At 67.7% G+C, this 16,298-nt stretch carries 15 protein-coding genes and 3 pseudogenes; 12 read left to right on the top strand and 6 right to left on the bottom strand.

What is annotated here, in order from left to right:
* The first annotated feature begins 309 nt into the window (after positions 1 to 309).
* From ACFU5M_RS23245 to ACFU5M_RS23235, 3 genes are all read left to right on the top strand, one after another.
* The gene (locus ACFU5M_RS23245; RefSeq protein ID WP_379052562.1) at positions 310 to 1,614 is read left to right on the top strand and encodes an N-acetylmuramoyl-L-alanine amidase; all 1,305 of its coding nucleotides are present in this window, start codon (positions 310 to 312) and stop codon (positions 1,612 to 1,614) included.
* A gap of 85 nt (positions 1,615 to 1,699) precedes the next feature.
* Positions 1,700 to 2,734 (top strand): CobW family GTP-binding protein, encoded by a 1,035-nt coding sequence (locus tag ACFU5M_RS23240; RefSeq protein WP_379052561.1) that lies wholly within the window; start codon positions 1,700 to 1,702, stop codon positions 2,732 to 2,734.
* A 185-nt stretch (positions 2,735 to 2,919) separates the two neighbouring features.
* Positions 2,920 to 3,111, top strand: a complete 192-nt coding sequence (locus ACFU5M_RS23235; RefSeq protein WP_379052559.1) for a hypothetical protein — start codon at positions 2,920 to 2,922, stop codon at positions 3,109 to 3,111.
* On the opposite strand, the gene ACFU5M_RS23230 is transcribed toward ACFU5M_RS23235, so the two are convergent.
* Genes ACFU5M_RS23230 through glp form a run of 4 tightly spaced genes read right to left on the bottom strand, consistent with a single transcriptional unit; the run spans position 3,101 to position 6,897 of the window.
* A complete protein-coding gene (locus ACFU5M_RS23230) occupies positions 3,101 to 4,123 on the bottom strand; it encodes an AraC family transcriptional regulator ligand-binding domain-containing protein (RefSeq protein ID WP_379052558.1) in 1,023 nt (340 codons plus the stop codon). The two genes, ACFU5M_RS23235 and ACFU5M_RS23230, sit on opposite strands and share 11 nt — an antisense overlap.
* 56 nt (positions 4,124 to 4,179) lie before the next feature.
* Positions 4,180 to 4,614: a molybdenum cofactor biosynthesis protein MoaE gene (locus tag ACFU5M_RS23225; protein WP_379052556.1), complete on the bottom strand. Its 435-nt coding sequence runs from the start codon at positions 4,612 to 4,614 to the stop codon at positions 4,180 to 4,182.
* Positions 4,601 to 5,656 carry a bifunctional molybdenum cofactor biosynthesis protein MoaC/MoaB gene (gene moaCB, locus ACFU5M_RS23220; RefSeq protein WP_379052555.1) on the bottom strand — a complete coding sequence of 352 codons (1,056 nt, stop codon included), beginning with the start codon at positions 5,654 to 5,656 and terminating at the stop codon, positions 4,601 to 4,603. The genes ACFU5M_RS23225 and moaCB overlap by 14 nt, the downstream gene beginning before the upstream one ends.
* A complete protein-coding gene (gene glp, locus ACFU5M_RS23215; protein ID WP_379052553.1) occupies positions 5,653 to 6,897 on the bottom strand; it encodes a gephyrin-like molybdotransferase Glp in 1,245 nt (414 codons plus the stop codon). The genes moaCB and glp overlap by 4 nt, the downstream gene beginning before the upstream one ends.
* Before the next feature lie 186 nt (positions 6,898 to 7,083).
* On the opposite strand from glp, the gene moaA reads away from it, so the two are divergent.
* Complete coding sequence (gene moaA, locus ACFU5M_RS23210) at positions 7,084 to 8,142, top strand: GTP 3',8-cyclase MoaA (protein ID WP_379052552.1); 1,059 nt, start codon at positions 7,084 to 7,086, stop codon at positions 8,140 to 8,142.
* Positions 8,135 to 8,377, top strand: coding sequence for a MoaD/ThiS family protein (locus ACFU5M_RS23205; RefSeq protein ID WP_379052551.1), 243 nt, complete (start codon positions 8,135 to 8,137; stop codon positions 8,375 to 8,377). Before moaA ends, ACFU5M_RS23205 begins: the two co-directional genes overlap by 8 nt.
* Positions 8,378 to 8,480: 103 nt before the next feature.
* On the opposite strand, the gene nadE is transcribed toward ACFU5M_RS23205, so the two are convergent.
* Positions 8,481 to 9,305, bottom strand: coding sequence for an ammonia-dependent NAD(+) synthetase (gene nadE, locus ACFU5M_RS23200; protein ID WP_379052550.1), 825 nt, complete (start codon positions 9,303 to 9,305; stop codon positions 8,481 to 8,483).
* A gap of 22 nt (positions 9,306 to 9,327) precedes the next feature.
* The gene (locus ACFU5M_RS23195; protein WP_379052585.1) at positions 9,328 to 9,933 is read right to left on the bottom strand and encodes a TetR/AcrR family transcriptional regulator; all 606 of its coding nucleotides are present in this window, start codon (positions 9,931 to 9,933) and stop codon (positions 9,328 to 9,330) included.
* Positions 9,934 to 10,077: 144 nt separating this feature from the next.
* Between ACFU5M_RS23195 and ACFU5M_RS23190 the strand changes: the two genes are divergently transcribed.
* The 7 genes and pseudogenes from ACFU5M_RS23190 (at position 10,078) to ACFU5M_RS23160 (ending at position 16,205) form a co-directional block, all read left to right on the top strand.
* Positions 10,078 to 10,647 (top strand): NAD(P)H-dependent oxidoreductase, encoded by a 570-nt coding sequence (locus ACFU5M_RS23190; protein WP_379052548.1) that lies wholly within the window; start codon positions 10,078 to 10,080, stop codon positions 10,645 to 10,647.
* A 392-nt stretch (positions 10,648 to 11,039) separates the two neighbouring features.
* Positions 11,040 to 11,273 carry a redoxin NrdH gene (locus ACFU5M_RS23185; RefSeq protein WP_039799742.1) on the top strand — a complete coding sequence of 78 codons (234 nt, stop codon included), beginning with the start codon at positions 11,040 to 11,042 and terminating at the stop codon, positions 11,271 to 11,273.
* 79 nt (positions 11,274 to 11,352) lie between these two features.
* Entirely contained in the window at positions 11,353 to 11,814 is a 462-nt protein-coding gene (gene nrdI, locus ACFU5M_RS23180; protein WP_379052546.1) for a class Ib ribonucleoside-diphosphate reductase assembly flavoprotein NrdI, read from the top strand.
* Positions 11,769 to 12,350: pseudogene (locus ACFU5M_RS23175) on the top strand (ribonucleotide reductase N-terminal alpha domain-containing protein); the annotation flags it as partial. The gene nrdI and the pseudogene ACFU5M_RS23175, both read left to right, overlap by 46 nt.
* Positions 12,339 to 13,544 (top strand): annotated as a pseudogene (locus ACFU5M_RS23170) (LAGLIDADG family homing endonuclease); the annotation flags it as partial. The pseudogenes ACFU5M_RS23175 and ACFU5M_RS23170, both read left to right, overlap by 12 nt.
* 24 nt (positions 13,545 to 13,568) lie before the next feature.
* Positions 13,569 to 15,185, top strand: a pseudogene (gene nrdE / locus ACFU5M_RS23165) (class 1b ribonucleoside-diphosphate reductase subunit alpha); the annotation flags it as partial.
* 201 nt (positions 15,186 to 15,386) lie between these two features.
* On the top strand, positions 15,387 to 16,205 hold the full coding sequence (locus tag ACFU5M_RS23160; protein WP_379052544.1) for an SAM-dependent methyltransferase: 819 nt from the start codon (positions 15,387 to 15,389) through the stop codon (positions 16,203 to 16,205).
* Positions 16,206 to 16,298: the final 93 nt, after the last annotated feature.

Genomic DNA, 16,298 nt, shown 5'->3' with positions numbered 1-16,298 from the left:
TGCCCGAGGTCTTCCGGTGGTGCAGCTACCGCGCGGTGGTCACCGGGATCATCGTGCGTAACCACGTCTATCGGGAAGTCGCCGACGATTCCGGCGTGCCGTTCGGTGTGGCGCCGGCGCGAATGCATTACGCTCTGCTATCTCTGCGCAACCTGTCCGGGCGAGCTCGACCGCCGGACGTCGCGCACGCTGTAACACTTCGATCACGCACCTTGCTTTGCTGATACAGGCGTTGCCAGAGTTAACCACTGGGTTTGGTGTTACAAGTGGGAAGGGAGGGGTGCTCCGTCCCGGAGCGCCGACCGCACTATGAAGCCAAGCATCATCAAGGCAGGAATCTGTACCGCCGTCACCGCCGCGGTGACGGTGACGCTGTCCGGGTTGCTCCCGGTCACCGCACAGGCGGCGCCGTCGGCGCTGGACATGTCGCAAAAGCTCGCGGGCAAGACCATATTTCTCGACCCCGGCCATCAGGGGTCCAACCACTCCCAGGACTTGGCAAGACAGGTCAGCGACGGCCGCGGCGGCACCAAGGACTGCCAGACCACCGGCATGACCACGATGAACGGCGTTCCCGAGCACACCATCACCTGGAACGTCGCACAGGTCGTCAAGACCTCGCTGGAAACGCTCGGCGCGCACGTCGTGCTGAGCCGCCAGGACGACATGAACTGGGGCGGCTGCGTCGACGACCGGGCCCGCGCGGCGAGCCAGTCCGGCGCGGACGTCGCCGTGAGCATCCATGCCGACAGCGCGCCCGCGCAGTATCGCGGGTTCCACCTGATCATTCCGGAACTGCCCATCCCGAACCTGATCGTCGATCAGGCCCAGTCGGGAGCGGGTCTGGCCGCGTCGACATCGGTGCGCGACGCATATCGCGACGCGGGCTTCCCGCCCGCGAACTACGGCGGCGTGGTGGACGGTCTGCAGACCCGCAAGGACATCGCCGGGCCCGCGCTGACCACCGTTCCGGTCGTCTTCCTCGAGATGGGCAACGGCGCCAATCCCGAGGACGCGGCGCTGCTGGAAACCCCCGATGGGCAGCTCAAGCACGCCATCGCGCTGACCACCGGCGTAGTGGGTTACCTGCTCGGCGCACCGCAGCCGGGCGCCGCACCGGATCAGCAGGCAGGTCTGACCACTCCGCAGGGCACGTCGCTCGACCGTCCCGCGGTAGCCCCGGGAACGCCGCAGGGGCAGACGGATCCGGGTGCTCCGCAGGCGCAGACGAACCCGGCGGTGCCGCAGGCACAGACGATTCCGGCGGTGCCGCAGAGTTCGACGACTCCCGGTGCGCCGCAGAGTCCGGCGGCCCCCGCGGTGCCGCAGGCGCAGTCGGTTCCGGGCACCTCGACGCCGCAGTCGGCGCCGGGGGCGACGCCACCGCAGTCATCGGGTACGCCCGCGGCGCCGAAAGCGCCGGGCACGTCCGGCACCCAGCCGAGCACGCCGAACGCGCAGCAGTCACCCGGGACCGCCGGGGGCAACGCTTCGATCATGGAGTTGCTGATGCCGTTGGCGAAGATGCTCGGTCTGGACGACAACGCGATCACCACGGAGCTGATCAACCTCGGCTACAGCCTGGCGGGCACGCTGCTGGGCCCCTCGAAATAGTCCGCACGCCGAACCCACCGGACGCCATCCTCACCACCTCGAGGGTGGCGTCCGGCCTTTCCCGCAGCGCACTAGGGTGAGCGGAATGGCTGACCGGATTCCTGTTGTGCTCGTCGCGGGGTTTCTCGGTTCCGGGAAGACCACGCTGCTCAATCACTTGCTGCGGGACAACCGGGGGACGCGGATCGGGGTGGTGGTCAATGACTTCGGGGCGATCAACATCGATTCGATGCTGGTCGCCGGGCAGGTGGACGCCATGGTCTCGCTCGGCAACGGGTGCGTGTGCTGCGCGGTCGACGTCACCGAGCTGGACGAGATGTTCACCCGGCTCACCCAGCCGAGGGCCGGAATCGACGTGATCGTCGTGGAGGCCAGCGGCTTGGCCGAGCCACGCAACCTCATCCGGATGGTGGTCGGCAGCGACAATCCGCGCCTGCGCTACGGCGGCTTGGTCGAAGTGGTCGACGCCGAACAGTTCCCGCAGAGCAGTACCCGCCATCCGGAGCTGCGCACGCATCTGCGGCTGGCCGATCTGGTGGTGGTGAACAAGGCCGACCGGGTGGCGCCCGAGCAGCTCGCACGGCTGCGCGAGAACATCGCGGCGCTGGTCGGTTCGGTTCCGGTGTACGCGACCACCTATGGCCGGATGGATCCCGGGCTGCTGTTCGACGAACCGGGCCGCACCCGCCCGCTGGTGGCCGAGCAACTGAGCTTCGATGAACTGCTCGTCGAGCACGACCACGACCACGATGCCGAACACCGCCATCTGCACGACGACTACACCAGCGTCTCGTTCGCCAGCGAACGAGCGCTGGACCCGCGCAAGCTGATCGGCTTCCTGGAGGACCCGCCGCCGGGATTGTTCCGGGCCAAAGGGTTCGCCGCCTTCGGGGTGGCCGACGAACGCAGGAAGTTCGTCCTGCACGTGGTCGGGCGTTACATCGTGTTCGAGCCGGGCGGCTGGTCGCGCGGCGAGACACGGGGCGCGCAGCTGGTGCTCATCGGGGCCGGCTTGCACACCGACACGGCCCTGGCCCGGCTGCGCGACACCGTGCACGACGCCGCCGAACCGCTCGACGCGCAGAGCATGCTCGGCGTGTGGCGCTATACGACGCACTGAAAACACCAGATTGGCGCGTTCGGTCGCGACATGACGCGTTCGGTGCTGGTGACAGAGCGGTCTTTTCATGAGACTGAATGCGTGCCCGTCGGTCCGCGGGCACCAGAGCGAACTGCCACCCGCGGCGCCGCTCGGCCGCCGATCCGTGACCGACCGAATCGTTCTGCGACCGATGGGAGTTTCCTGTGTCAGATTCCATGGAGAGCGCCACCGCGTACGTCATCGAGGCGCTGGAGGCCAAAGGCACCGCCACCCGCGAGGACTTCGACGTTCCCGCCATCGTCGCCGAGACCCACGCCATCGCCAACAGCTGGGATTTCCGGGCGATCGAGGACGCGACGTTCTGGTCGATCGCCGCGCGTTTCCTCAGGCCGTGAACGTCCGCTGCACCTGCTCGGCGCGATGCGCGGGGGTGCCCGGCGACCACCGCCGAGCCGCTCGCCGCATCGATCCCGGGTCGGAGTAGCCGAGGATCTCGGCCTGGCGCGACGGGCTCAACGGGCCGGTGGCCGTCGCGGCGATCAGCCGCGCGCCGCGCGCCCGATCCAGCTCCGCGCGCCAAGTGGTATCCGCCTCGCGTAACCGCCGCTGGAGCGTGCGGGGGCTGGTGGCCAGTCTGCGCGCCACCCGCTCGAGGGACGCGTCGCCCTCGTCCAGGCAGTCCGCCAGCGCGGCCGCGACGCGCTCCGGCCAGGCGGTGGCCAGTGGCGGTGGTGGCGGAAGGGCGGCGGCCAACGGCCGCAGGATGCCGGCCAGGACCGGATCGCTGGTGGTCAGCGGCAGATCCATGTCCGAGGCGCGGAAGGTCATGGCGTCCACCGGCGCGTCGAACTCGATGGCGGTGGTGCCGAATACCTCGACGAAGGTATCGGTCTTGGCGGGCGCGCGCTGACGCAGCGAGACCCGCACCGGGGCCAGCGGTTCGCGCACCACGCGCCGGGCGCGGCTGAGCACCGCGCTCAGGCCCCACAGCTGGGTGAGGTCGCGACCCCGGCCTTCCCCATCGATCATGTCGAGATACAGGGTGACTTCCTCGCCGTTTTCCGCGACCAGATCGAATCGATGGTTGGTGGTCACCGCCGTGACGTACGGCCCACAGGTCGCCAATCCGGCCCCCAGCGTCGGCGCCGAGGAGAACAGGTAGTCGTAGAGACCCAAGGAGGTGAGTTCGTAGCGGCTCGCCACGTTCAGCGCGACGTCCGGGTCGCCGAGCTCGTGTTCACCGATCTCCCACAGCCGGGAGAACGTCTGGCTGGGCAGGTGCACATCGTCGCCCGCCATGGTCCACTCCGGCAATCCGGATTCCCGGAGCAGCCGGTCGCGGTCGACGCCGGCCGCGGTGAGTTGCGAGATGACGAACCGGTGGAGCAAGACCTGGTCGGTTCCCACGCGGACACGCTATCCCGGCCGTGTTGATTCGTCATGAGATTCATGTCACGGTCAGGTCACCCGCAGGCGTTCACCCATTCGGACAGTCCGTCGGCGAACAATTGGCGCTTCCAGATCGGGACTTCGTGCTTGATTCGATCCACCAGTTCCGAGCACGCCGTGAACGCCGCGCCCCGATGCGCCGCCGCCACCGCGACGACGATCGCGCGGTCACCGATGCCGAGCGAGCCGACGCGGTGCACGGCCGCGACCGGCAAACCGTGCGCGGCGGCGATTTCCGCGCAGACGGTGTGCAGGAAGCGTTCCGCCTGCGGGTGCGCGGAGTATTCCAGGGCCGAGACGGCCTGTCCGCCATCATGGTCGCGGACCTTCCCGGTGAACACCACGACCGCGCCGTAGTGCGGTCCGCAGACCGCCTCCTCGACCTCCGAGGGGTCGAGCGGCTGGTCGCTGATCCGGGCGAGCCGGACCGTGGCCTCAGCCGTTGTCATGACTTCCACCTCCGGCGACTTGTGCGAGCAGATGATCCAGCAGCGGTTCCAGCACCGCGATGCCGTCGCGGACGCCACCCGGCGATCCCGGCAGATTCACCACCACCGAGCGCCCGGCGAGGCCCGCCACGCCACGGCTCAGCGCCGCCAGCGGGAATTTCGCCGTGCCGCGCTGCCGGATCGCCTCCGCCACGCCGGGGAGTTCGCGGTCGAGCAAGGCGAGGGTGGCCTCCGGGGTCGCGTCGGTGGGGGAGGCTCCGGTCCCGCCGGTGCTGATGACGAGCGCCGGTTCGAAGCGCAACGCGTCGGCCAGGCCGAATTCGATCTCGGCATCGGCGTAGACCAGCGGGCCCCGCACCGAGAACCCGAGGCCGGCCAGCCAGTCCGCGAGCACCGGGCCCGTGGTGTCCTCGCGGGTCCCCGCCGCCACGCCGGTCGACGCGACCAGCACCACGGCCGACCGTGGCTCCTCGTCGAGTTCCGGCTCGGTGTACTCCGAGGCCTCCGGCCCGGCATCCGCGTCCTCGGGGGCAAGGTCCTCGTCGGCGGAAGGCGGGATCGCGCTTTCGTCGGCCGGACGCTCCCAATGTCCGCGTTTGCCACCTTCTTTGGTGAGCAGCCGCACGCCGGTGAGCGTCGCCGCTGGGTCGACCGCCTTCACCATGTCGTGCAAGGTGAGGCCGGCGACCGCGACCGCGGTGAGTGCCTCCATCTCCACACCGGTGGGGCCCTTGGTCTTCGCGGTGGCCTCGATCATGATGGCGGTGCCGGTGAAACCGAACTCCACTCGCACCGACGACAGCGCCAGTTGATGGCACAGCGGGATCAGTTCGGAGGTCTTCTTCGCCCCCGCGATGCCCGCGATGCGTGCGGTGGACAGCACGTCCGCCTTCGGCAGGTCGTCGGCCCGCACCAGCGCGACCACCTCGGCGGTGGTGCGCAACTCGCCTGCCGCGACGGCGATCCGGGTGGTGTCGCTCTTCGCGCTCACATCCACCATGCGGGCGCGGCCTTCCTGGTCGACATGGGACAACTCGCTCATAAGGACCACACTCGCACAAGCGCTCCGGCGGGCAGCGCGGTGACCTCGGCGGGCACATCGATCAGCACGTCCGCCCACGCCATGGCCGCCACGAGATGCGAGCCGGGACCGGACACCACCTCGACCGCCCGGGGCTGCCCGTGCACGGGCGGTTCACCCGGGTGCTTGCGGATGAGCTTGCCGCGTAGAAACTGCCGCTTCCCCTCCGGCGAGCGCGGCACGGCGCCGACCAGAGGAAGCTCGTAGGTGTCCACCTCGGGCAGCCCGGCGAGGCGCCGCAGGATCGGGCGGGCGAACACCTCGAACGACACCATCGTGCTGACCGGATTGCCGGGGAAGCTGAGCACCGGCACCCCGTCGACCACGGTCAGTCCCTGCGGGCCGCCCGGCTGCATCGCGACCGAGCCGAACCGCCCGCCCATCGGCTCGAGCACGTCCTTGACCACCTCGAAGTCACCCTTGGACACGCCACCGGAGGTGAACACCACATCGGCGTTCTCGGTCGCCGCCGACAGCAGCGCGCGGAAGCGCGCCGGATCGTCGGTGCTGTGCGCCACCGAGGCGACCTCGACGCCGTTCGCCGCGAGCGCCGCGGCGAGGGCGACGCCGTTGGAGTTGTAGATCTGTCCCGGACGCAGCGGCTTTCCGGCCGCGACCAGCTCGTCACCGGTGGTGATCACCGCGGCGCGCACCGCGCGGAAGACCGCCACCGCGGGCAGGCCGACCGCGGCGAGGGCGGCGACATGCCGGGGGGCGAGCACGGTTCCCGCCTGCACGAGCAGGTCCCCGGTCCGGACATCCGTGCCCGGTTCCCGCACGAAGTCGCCTGCGCTGCGCCCGCGTTCGATGGTCACCGTGCCGTCGCCCACGCGGGTGTCCTCCACCGGCACGACGCAGTCCGCGCCGGGCGGAATCGGCGCACCGGTCATCACCTTCATCGCCGCGCCACTCGGCAGTGGCGTGCGGCCCGCCGCGCCCGCCGCGACCACGCCGGCCAAGGGCAGCGTGACCGGGGTGACCAGCACCGATTCGGCGCGCACCGCGTAGCCGTCCATCGCGGAGTTGCGGAACACCGGCAGTTCGATCGGCGAGCGGACGTCCTCGGCCGGCTGCCTGCCCAGTGCCCGCGGCACCGGGACGGACTCGACCGCGCGCGCGGCCAGCGGACGCAGCAGCTGTTCGATGCTGTCGCGGTAGTCGTCGACGGGCCTGGCCGAGACGCCGGCGGGCCGAGGGTTCATGCGAGTCAGCCTAACGCCCGATCCGGGCGGTTTTCCGACTCCGTCGCCGCGCGCCGGTCCGTGCGCAGGTCGCCCGGCGTCGCGCTCGTCCCGCGCACCGGCCTCACCACCGATCCGCGGCCGTGGTGAGCCCCGGGCGAGCATTCCGCCCGCAGACGAATCGGGACAGGCGGTCATAATGGACGTGTGACTCTGGTCGAGATCGGGATTCCCGCGGTGCGTTCCGGGCGTCCCTCGCTCGCCGGCCGTCCCGACACCCCCTACTTGCTGGATCGTTTCGGACGCGTCGCCCGCGACCTACGCGTATCCATCACCGAGAAGTGTTCGCTGCGCTGTACCTATTGCATGCCGGAGGAGGGGCTGCCGGAGATTCCCCGGCACGAACTGCTCACGGTGGACGAGATCGTGCGCCTGGTCCGCCTCGCGGTGCGCGATCTGGGGGTGCGTGAGGTCCGTTTCACCGGGGGCGAGCCGCTGATGCGCCGCGACCTGGAACAGATCATCGCGGGCTGTCATGCCGAGGTGCCGCACATCCCGCTGGCCATGACGACCAACGGCATCGGGCTCGAGCACCGCGCGTTCGGCCTCGCCGCCGCCGGCCTGCACCGGGTGAACGTGTCGCTGGATACCGTCGACCGGGCCGGTTTCGCGCGGCTGACGCGCCGCGACCGCCTCGAATCGGTGTTCGCGGGGGTCCGTGCCGCTCGGGCCGCGGGATTGGCCCCGATCAAGGTCAACGCCGTTTTGATGCGCGAAACCCTCGCCGGTGCGGCGGATCTGCTGCGCTGGTGCTTGGACGAGGGTTGCGAGCTGCGTTTCATCGAGGAGATGCCGCTCGACGCCGACCACGAGTGGGCCCGCGCCAACATGGTCACCGCCGCCGAGCTCCTCGACGTACTCGGCGCCCGGTTCGGGCTCACCGAGGCCGGCCGCGCCGATCCGTCGGCTCCCGCGGAGAAGTGGCTGGTCGACGGCGGCCCCGGCACCGTGGGCATCATCGCCACCGTCACCCGCAAGTTCTGCGACACCTGCGACCGCACCCGGCTCACCGCGGACGGCATGCTGCGCTCCTGCCTGTTCAGCGATCAGGAATTCGACCTGCGCCAGGCGTTGCGCTCCGGGGCGGGCGACGACGAGGTCGCGACCCTCTGGCGTGGCGCGATGTGGAACAAGTGGGCAGGTCACGGTATCGACGCCGAGGGCTTCGTCCCCCCGGAGCGGACGATGGGAGCCATCGGTGGTTGAGATCCGCTATTTCGCCGCGATCGCCGACGCCGTCGGCAAGGACAGCGAAACCCTCGACTTCCCGGCCGGAGCGACGGTGGCCGACCTGCGCGCCGCCCTGTCCGCGACCTACGGCCCGGACCTGGACAAGATGCTGTCGGTGTGCGCCTACCTGATCGGTGACGAACTCACGCGTGATCCCACGTCCGCGCTGACCCCGCGCGTCGACGTGCTGCCACCCTTCGCGGGCGGGTAGCCCGGCACGGCGCGCGGCGGCCTATCCGCACCGCCGACCAGGCGGGGTTCGGATGTGGCGGCTTCCGGCGCGCCGTCTCACGGCGTGCGAGTCGGGCCGGGTCTCAGCGCCACCAGGTGTCCAGCGGAGTCACCGGGACCGTGCGCTTGTGCCGGGTGTTGCGGAAGATGCCCTCCAGCCGCTCGACGACCTCGGAGGTCACCTCTTTGCCTTCCAAGTAGTCGTCGATCTCGCTGTAGCGCAGACCGAGCGCTTCCTCGTCGGGCAGGGCGGGCCGGTCGTCCTCCAGATCGGCGGTGGGCACCTTGGACCAGATGCTTGCGGGCGCGCCGAGTTCCTGGAGCAGGGCGGCGCCTTGACGCTTGGTGAGACCGGTGAGCGGGGTCAGGTCCACACCGCCGTCGCCGTACTTGGTGAAGAATCCGGTGACCGCCTCGGCCGCGTGATCGGTACCGATCACCAGCAGGTTCTCCTGCCCGGCCAGCGCGTACTGGAGCACCATGCGTTCGCGCGCTTTGATGTTGCCGCGCACGAAGTCCCGCAGCTGATCGACCTGCAAGGCGGACGCCGCCTCCGTGGCCGCGGCGCTCACACTGGGCCGGACGTTCACCACGACCTGCCGGTCGGGCTGGACGAAGGCCAGCGCGGTGAGCGCGTCGGCCTCGTCGGCCTGCACGCCGTAGGGCAGCCGGACGGCGAGGAAGGTGGCGTCCACACCGTCGGCGCGCAGTTCCTCGACCGCGAGCTGGCACAGCCTGCCCGCGAGAGCGCTGTCCTGTCCGCCGCTGATGCCGAGGACGAAACCTCGTGCGGGACTGGCGTTCAGATAGTCTTTGAGGAAATCGACTCGGCGGCGGATCTCTTCCTTCGGTTCGATCGTGGGCCGTACACCCAATTCACTGATGATCTGTTCGCGCAGGTTCCCCATGGCGCCCGAGTGTACTGGCGATTCAGCCGGCGACTACGCGGCGGACGACGCTCTCCCAGTTGTCGCCGATCTGCTCGCGGGTGTAGCCGAGCACATGCATCTGGTGCATGACCAGCGCGGCGCCCAGCATCGACAGCAGCCAGTCGGCGACGAGCGGGACCTCACCCGGTACGTCGGCTTGCCGCAACAGCATTGCGACGTGCGCGCGCAGCAATCCGTACGGTCCCCCGGCATAGCGGTCACCGGCCTCCCCGAGTTCGGCGGCGCGGTGCAGTTCGCCTTCCACTTCGATGTCGAGGAGCCTGGCCCGCCCGAAGGCGACCAGTCGCTCCGCCGGAGGTGCGCCAGGGCCGAGCGGCGGCGGTCCGAAGATGAACGATTCCTGGTACTTCTGCTCGGAGTGGTCCAGCAAGGCGAGCATCAGGCCGGACCTGCTGCCGAACCGGCGGAACACGGTGCCCTTGCCGACGCCCGCGCGCTTGGCCAGCGCGTCCATGGTGAGGCTGTCGACGCCTTGCTCACGCACCAGCTGCTGCGCCGCGTCCAGCAGCAGCCGGCGATTGCGCGCGGCGTCGGCGCGCTCGGCGGGCTCCGAGGTGCCGGGCAGCGGGGTGCCCACGTCGAGCAGCCGAGGGCGGCCCGGTGTGGATGCGTCGGGTGTGGGGTAGTTCACAGCGCTCACGCAGACTCCGCGGGAAGTATTCGGACCATGGTCCGGTTAGTGTGTGGTGAACGTAAGGACACCACAGCATTCAGTACACCAGGAGTTGTCATGAGTCAGACCCGCATTGTCGCACTCGTCGGTAGCCTGCGCGCCGCCTCGGTCAACCGGCGGCTGGCCGAGGCAGCGGCACACACGGCGCCCGACGGCGTCGAGGTCACCCTCTATGACGGACTCGCCGACATCCCGTTCTACAACGAGGACATCGATGTACCCGGCTCGGTTCCCGCCGCCGCCCAAGCGCTGCGCGACGCGGTCGCCGAGGCGGACGGCCTGCTGGTGGTCACTCCGGAGTACAACGGCACGCTGTCGGCGGTGCTGAAGAACGCGATCGACTGGGCCTCCCGCCCCTACGGCGCCGGCGCCATCAAGGGCAAGCCCACCGCCGTGGTGAGTGCCTCGATCAGCCCGAACGCGGCGCAGTGGGCGCACGGCGACACGGTCAAGGCGCTCGGCGTAGCGGGCGCGCGGGTGGTCGAGACCGCGCACCTGCACTTCGGCGTCATCGGCGAGCGGTTCGGCGCCACGCATCCGCGCGACGACGCCGAGGCGCTGACGCAGCTGGCCGGTACCGTGCGCGAACTGGTCGAGGCCACGCGCGGGGAATTGGCGTCGGTGTAAGCTCCATCTCCGGTCTCGGACGAGGGCCATCGCTGCGGGCGCAGCGGTGGCCCTCTTCGTTAGCCCGATGGTTTGCTGGAAGTGTGCTGTCACGTCGAACAGTGATCTGCGCCACTGTTTGATACGGGGGTGAATCGAGCGTCCTGGTACTTCTCTCGATGGAATTTCATCAATGTGACTCGCTACATGTCGTGTTGTAGGAATCTGTCGGCCACTAGGTGTAGTGTCTTCGCTACTGGAAGACGGTGAGAGGCCCCACCCGGTAGGGGTCGGTCACGAGTGGCTGATCAGGGGATTCGAGTCCGGCTCCAGGAGTTTGCGCAGCATACGTCGGATCGTGTATTGCAACGGATCTCAGGCTGTGGATCAGGCACAAGGAGAGAGGGACATCAATGACCGTCACCGTGTACACCAAGCCCGCTTGCGTCCAGTGCAACGCCACCTACAAGGCCCTCGACAAGGCCGGGGTGGACTACGAGGTCATCGATATCTCGGAGAACGACGAGGCGCGTGACTACGTCATGGCTCTGGGGTACCTGCAGGCGCCGGTCGTGGTGGCCGGAGACGATCACTGGTCGGGCTTCCGGCCCGACCGCATCAAGTCGCTCGCGACCGTGGCGGCCTGACCCTCCGCCGCATCCGGTTCATCCGAGGTGCGAGTGCCGGGCGGTCCGCCGCGGCACTCCCGAGAAGAGGAAGGCGACCATGCCGGAGACGACGGCGCTGGTCTACTTCTCCAGCGCTTCGGAGAACACGCATCGTTTCGTCGAGAAGCTGGAACTCCCGGCGACTCGCATACCACTGCACACCGCCGACTCGCTGCGCGTAGACGAACCGTACGTGCTGATCGTCCCCACCTATGGGGGCGGTCGGCACGTGCTCGGGGGCGATCGTTCCGACAAGGATTTCGTCCCGCGGCAGGTCGCGAAGTTCCTCAACGATCCGCACAACCGGGCGCTGCTGCGTGGCGTCATAGCGGCGGGGAACACGAACTTCGGCGACACCTTCTGCTATGCGGGCGAGCTGATCGCACGCAAGTGCGGCGTGCCGTACCTGTATCGCTTCGAACTCATGGGAACCGCTGAGGACGTCGAACGCGTCCGCGAGGGATTGGGATTGTTTTGGCAACAGCAACGACAGCACCGGCCGGAAAAACAGCTCGCTTAGAGCAGCCCTCGGTCCGTGGCGGCGACGGGGGCGAGGTCCTCGACTACCACGCCCTCAACGCGATGCTGAACTTGTACGGCCCGAACGGGGAGATCCAGTTCGACAAGGACCGTGAGGCCGCCCACCAGTACTTCTTGCAGCACGTCAATCAGAACACCGTCTTCTTCCACAACTTGGACGAGAAGCTGGACTACCTGATCGACGAGAACTACTACGAGGCGGAAGTTCTGGAGCAGTACACCCGCCCGTTCATCAAGAAGCTGTTCAAGCAGGCCTACGCCAAGAAGTTCCGGTTCCCCACCTTCCTCGGCGCCTTCAAGTACTACACCTCGTACACGCTGAAGACCTTCGACGGCAAGCGCTACCTGGAGCGGTTCGAGGACCGGGTGTGCATGGTCGCGCTCACCCTCGCCGCCGGGGACGAGGCGCTGGCGGGCAAGCTGGTCGACGAGATCATCGACGGCCGGTTCCAGCCGGCCACCCCGACCTTCCTGAACTCGGGCAAAAAACAGCGCGGCGAGCCGGTGTCGTGCTTCCCCGCCGGCACCCCGGTGGACACCAGCGAGGGCCCCCGCCCGATCGAGAGCCTGCGCCCTGGCGACCGTGTGCTGTCACACGACGGTTCGTACGCGGTAGTCGAGAAGCTCATCGAGAACCCGAACGATCAGGCGCTGATCTCGATTTCGCACTTCGGGCACAAGGAGCCGATCCAGTGCACCCCGGAGCACCCGATCTTGGTCTGGACCACCCGTGACGTCGAAACCCTGATCGATGGCGACGGTGCCGATCCGTTCAACGGCTTCGTGTGGTTGGCGGCTCAGGATGTGCACCCGTCCGATTTCATCGTGACGACCGCTCCGCTCGACACCCGTGACCGTCGCGTCTTCGATTTGATGGACGTTGTCGGCGCGGGCCGCTACGAAGAGGTCGACGGGCTGATTCATGAAGTGAACGTGGACGCCGAACATCGGAACAAGCGGCGGCACAACCAGAATTTCGTAGCGGTCAACCGGTATGTCGAGGAGTCCTACGAGCTCGGCCTGATCCTCGGTTGGTACCTCGCCGAAGGGCATGTGTCCAAGCGCTCGGGTGTCGAAGGCGTCGCGCCGAACGGCGTTCACTTCACGCTCGGCGCGCACGAAGCCGACTACCACGTCGAGCTGGGCATGGCCTTCAAGCAGGTGTTCGGGGCCGACTTGACCCTGCACACCAACCATTCCGACCACTCCACCCGAATGGTGTGCAACAGCAGAGTCGTTGCGTCGTTGCTGCTGTCGCTGGCAGGCACGGGGTACGCGACCAAGCGGCTGTCACACGAAGTTATGACCGCCGACGATGACTTCCTGCGCGGCCTGGTGGGCGGCCTCTTCCGTGGTGACGGATGCAGCACCACCGGTGGGATGGCGCTCGATCTGGTCGATCCCGAGCTGATCAACCAGGTACAGCTGATTCTGCGGCGCCTTGGCATCGTGTCGGTGGTCCGCACCTACGTCGATCAGGCCGGGAACTCGACCGGGCAGATCTTCGTGCCCGGCCTGCCCGGCACCAATGAAGAGTTCATCTTCGATATCGGCAAGAACCTGCACAACTACACCGGGCGAAAAGGCACGAAGCGCGCAACGTACCAGGTCGTTCACGGCCGCCACGTGTACGGCGTCCGAGCGATCGAGCGCACCGATAACGTTCCCGAGAAGGTGTACAACCTGCACGTGGAGCGCACCCACACCTACACCATTCGCGGCACCGTCGTACACAATTGCTTCCTGCTTCGCATCGAGGACAACATGGAGTCCATCGGGCGCTCCATCAACTCCGCGCTACAGCTGTCCAAGCGTGGCGGCGGTGTCGCGTTGCTGCTGAGCAACATTCGCGAGCACGGTGCGCCGATCAAGAAGATCGAGAACCAGAGTTCGGGCGTCATCCCGATCATGAAACTGCTCGAGGACTCGTTCTCCTACGCCAACCAGCTCGGCGCGCGGCAGGGCGCGGGCGCGGTCTATCTGCACGCACACCACCCGGACATCTACCGGTTCCTGGACACCAAGCGGGAGAACGCGGACGAGAAGATCCGCATCAAGACGCTCTCACTCGGCGTGGTCATCCCGGACATCACCTTCGAGCTGGCCAAGAAGAACGAGGACATGTACCTGTTCTCGCCCTACGACGTGGAGCGCATCTACGGCAAGCCGTTCGCCGACATCGACGTCACCGAGAAGTACTACGAGATGGTCGACGACAAGCGCATCCGCAAGTCGAAGATCAAGGCGCGCGAGTTCTTCCAGACCATCGCCGAGCTGCAGTTCGAGTCGGGATACCCGTACATCATGTTCGAGGACACGGTGAACCGGGCCAACCCGATCGCGGGCAAGATCACCCACTCCAACCTGTGCTCGGAGATCCTGCAGGTGTCCACGCCGTCGGAGTTCAACGACGACCTGTCCTACGCCAAGGTGGGCAAGGACATCTCCTGCAACCTCGGGTCGCTGAACATCGCCAAGGCGATGGACTCGCCCGACTTCGCGCAGACCATCGAGGTGTCCATCCGGGCGCTGACCGCCGTGTCGGACCAGACGCACATCTACTCGGTGCCGTCCATCGAGCAGGGCAACAACACCTCGCACGCCATCGGCCTCGGGCAGATGAATTTGCACGGCTATCTGGCACGTGAGCGGGTCCACTACGGGTCCGAAGAGGGCATCGACTTCACCAACATCTACTTCTACACCGTGGTCTACCACGCGATCCGGGCATCGAACCGGATCGCGATCGAGCGCGGCGCGTACTTCGGCGGCTTCCCCGAATCGAAGTACGCCAGCGGCGAGTACTTCGACAAGTACACCGACCAGGTGTGGGAGCCGAAGACCGATCGGGTCCGGCAGTTGTTCGCCGACGCGGGTGTGCACATCCCGACCCAGGACGACTGGCGTGAGCTGAAGGCCTCGGTCATGGAGCACGGCATCTACAACCAGAACCTGCAGGCGGTCCCGCCGACCGGGTCGATCTCCTACATCAACCACTCCACCAGTTCCATCCACCCGGTGGCGTCGAAGATCGAGATCCGCAAGGAAGGCAAGATCGGGCGCGTCTACTACCCGGCGCCCTATATGACCAACGACAACCTCGCGTACTACGAGGACGCCTACGAGATCGGCTACGAGAAGATCATCGACACCTACGCCGCGGCCACCCAGCACGTGGACCAAGGCCTGTCACTGACGCTGTTCTTCAAGGACTCCGCCACCACCCGCGATCTGAACCGCGCCCAGATCTACGCCTGGCGCAAGGGCATCAAGACCCTCTACTACATCCGGCTGCGCCAGATGGCGCTGGAGGGAACCGAAGTCGAAGGTTGCGTCTCCTGCATGCTGTGATCCCGTAGCGAACAGGGGCTTCCGCACAGGCGGGGCCCCTGTTCCGCATTCTGCGACCGCCCGGATCGCGCGGCCCGCCGGTTACTGCTCCACGCGCGAGCACGGCCCCGGCCGATGCCGGGACTCCGTTCACCGGGCGGACGCCGGCCCACGTGTGGAATATGCTGGCGCAGAAGCGATCCGGTAGTGATAGGAACGACGATGACCGATCTCGGCGGCAACGGGCAGCCGCTCCGGCCGATCCACGACGCGAGCGTGCCGAGCAGTGCGCGGATATACGACTATGTCCTGGGCGGGAAAGACCACTATCAAGTGGATCGGGACGCGGCCGAGAAAGTCATCGCGGCGTTTCCGACCACCCGTGTCGCGGCTCGGCAGAACCGGCTCTTCATGCACCGTGCGGTGAACGCGCTCACCGCGCTGGGCGTGACCCAGTTCCTCGACATCGGCACCGGCATCCCCACCGAGCCGAACCTGCACCAGGTGGCACAGGCGCCTTCGCCGGACGCGCGGGTGGTCTACGTGGACAACGACCCGATCGTGTTGTCCCATGCCCGCGCCTTGCTGACCGGTACACCCGAAGGGCGCACCGCCTACGTCGACGCCGACCTGAAAGATCCCGCGGCGATCCTGTCCGCGCCCGAACTCCTCGACACCCTGGATCTGAAACGTCCGGTAGCGCTGAGTCTCGTCGCCGTACTGCATTTCCTGTCCGACGAGCAAGACCCCTACGGAATCGTCGAGACGTTGCTGGGCGCCCTCGCGCCGGGGTCTTTCCTCGTGGTCTCGCACATCACCGCCGACCTCGAACCGGAGATGATGACCGACGCCCTCAACGTCTACCGGCAGAGCGGGGTCTACGCCCAGACACGCACGCGGGATGAATTCGCCCGGTTCTTCACCGGGTTGGAACTGCTGGATCCCGGAATCGTCGTCTCCAACCAGTGGCGCCCCCAGGGCGAGTCACCGTCCTGGCTCGACTCCCAAGTGAACTGCTGGAGCGCGGTGGGACGGCTGTAGTTTTGGCAGCGCCTGCGGCGCTGCGTGTTCGCGGCCCCTTATGTCTCGCGGCCGAGCGACCGAGACTCGCGCCTTCGGCGCATGCGCTTCGGT

The organism is Nocardia sp. NPDC057455, assembly GCF_042802775.1.
Taxonomy (GTDB): Bacteria; Actinomycetota; Actinomycetes; order Mycobacteriales; family Mycobacteriaceae; genus Nocardia.
This window is presented reverse-complemented; position numbering and strand designations above follow the sequence as displayed.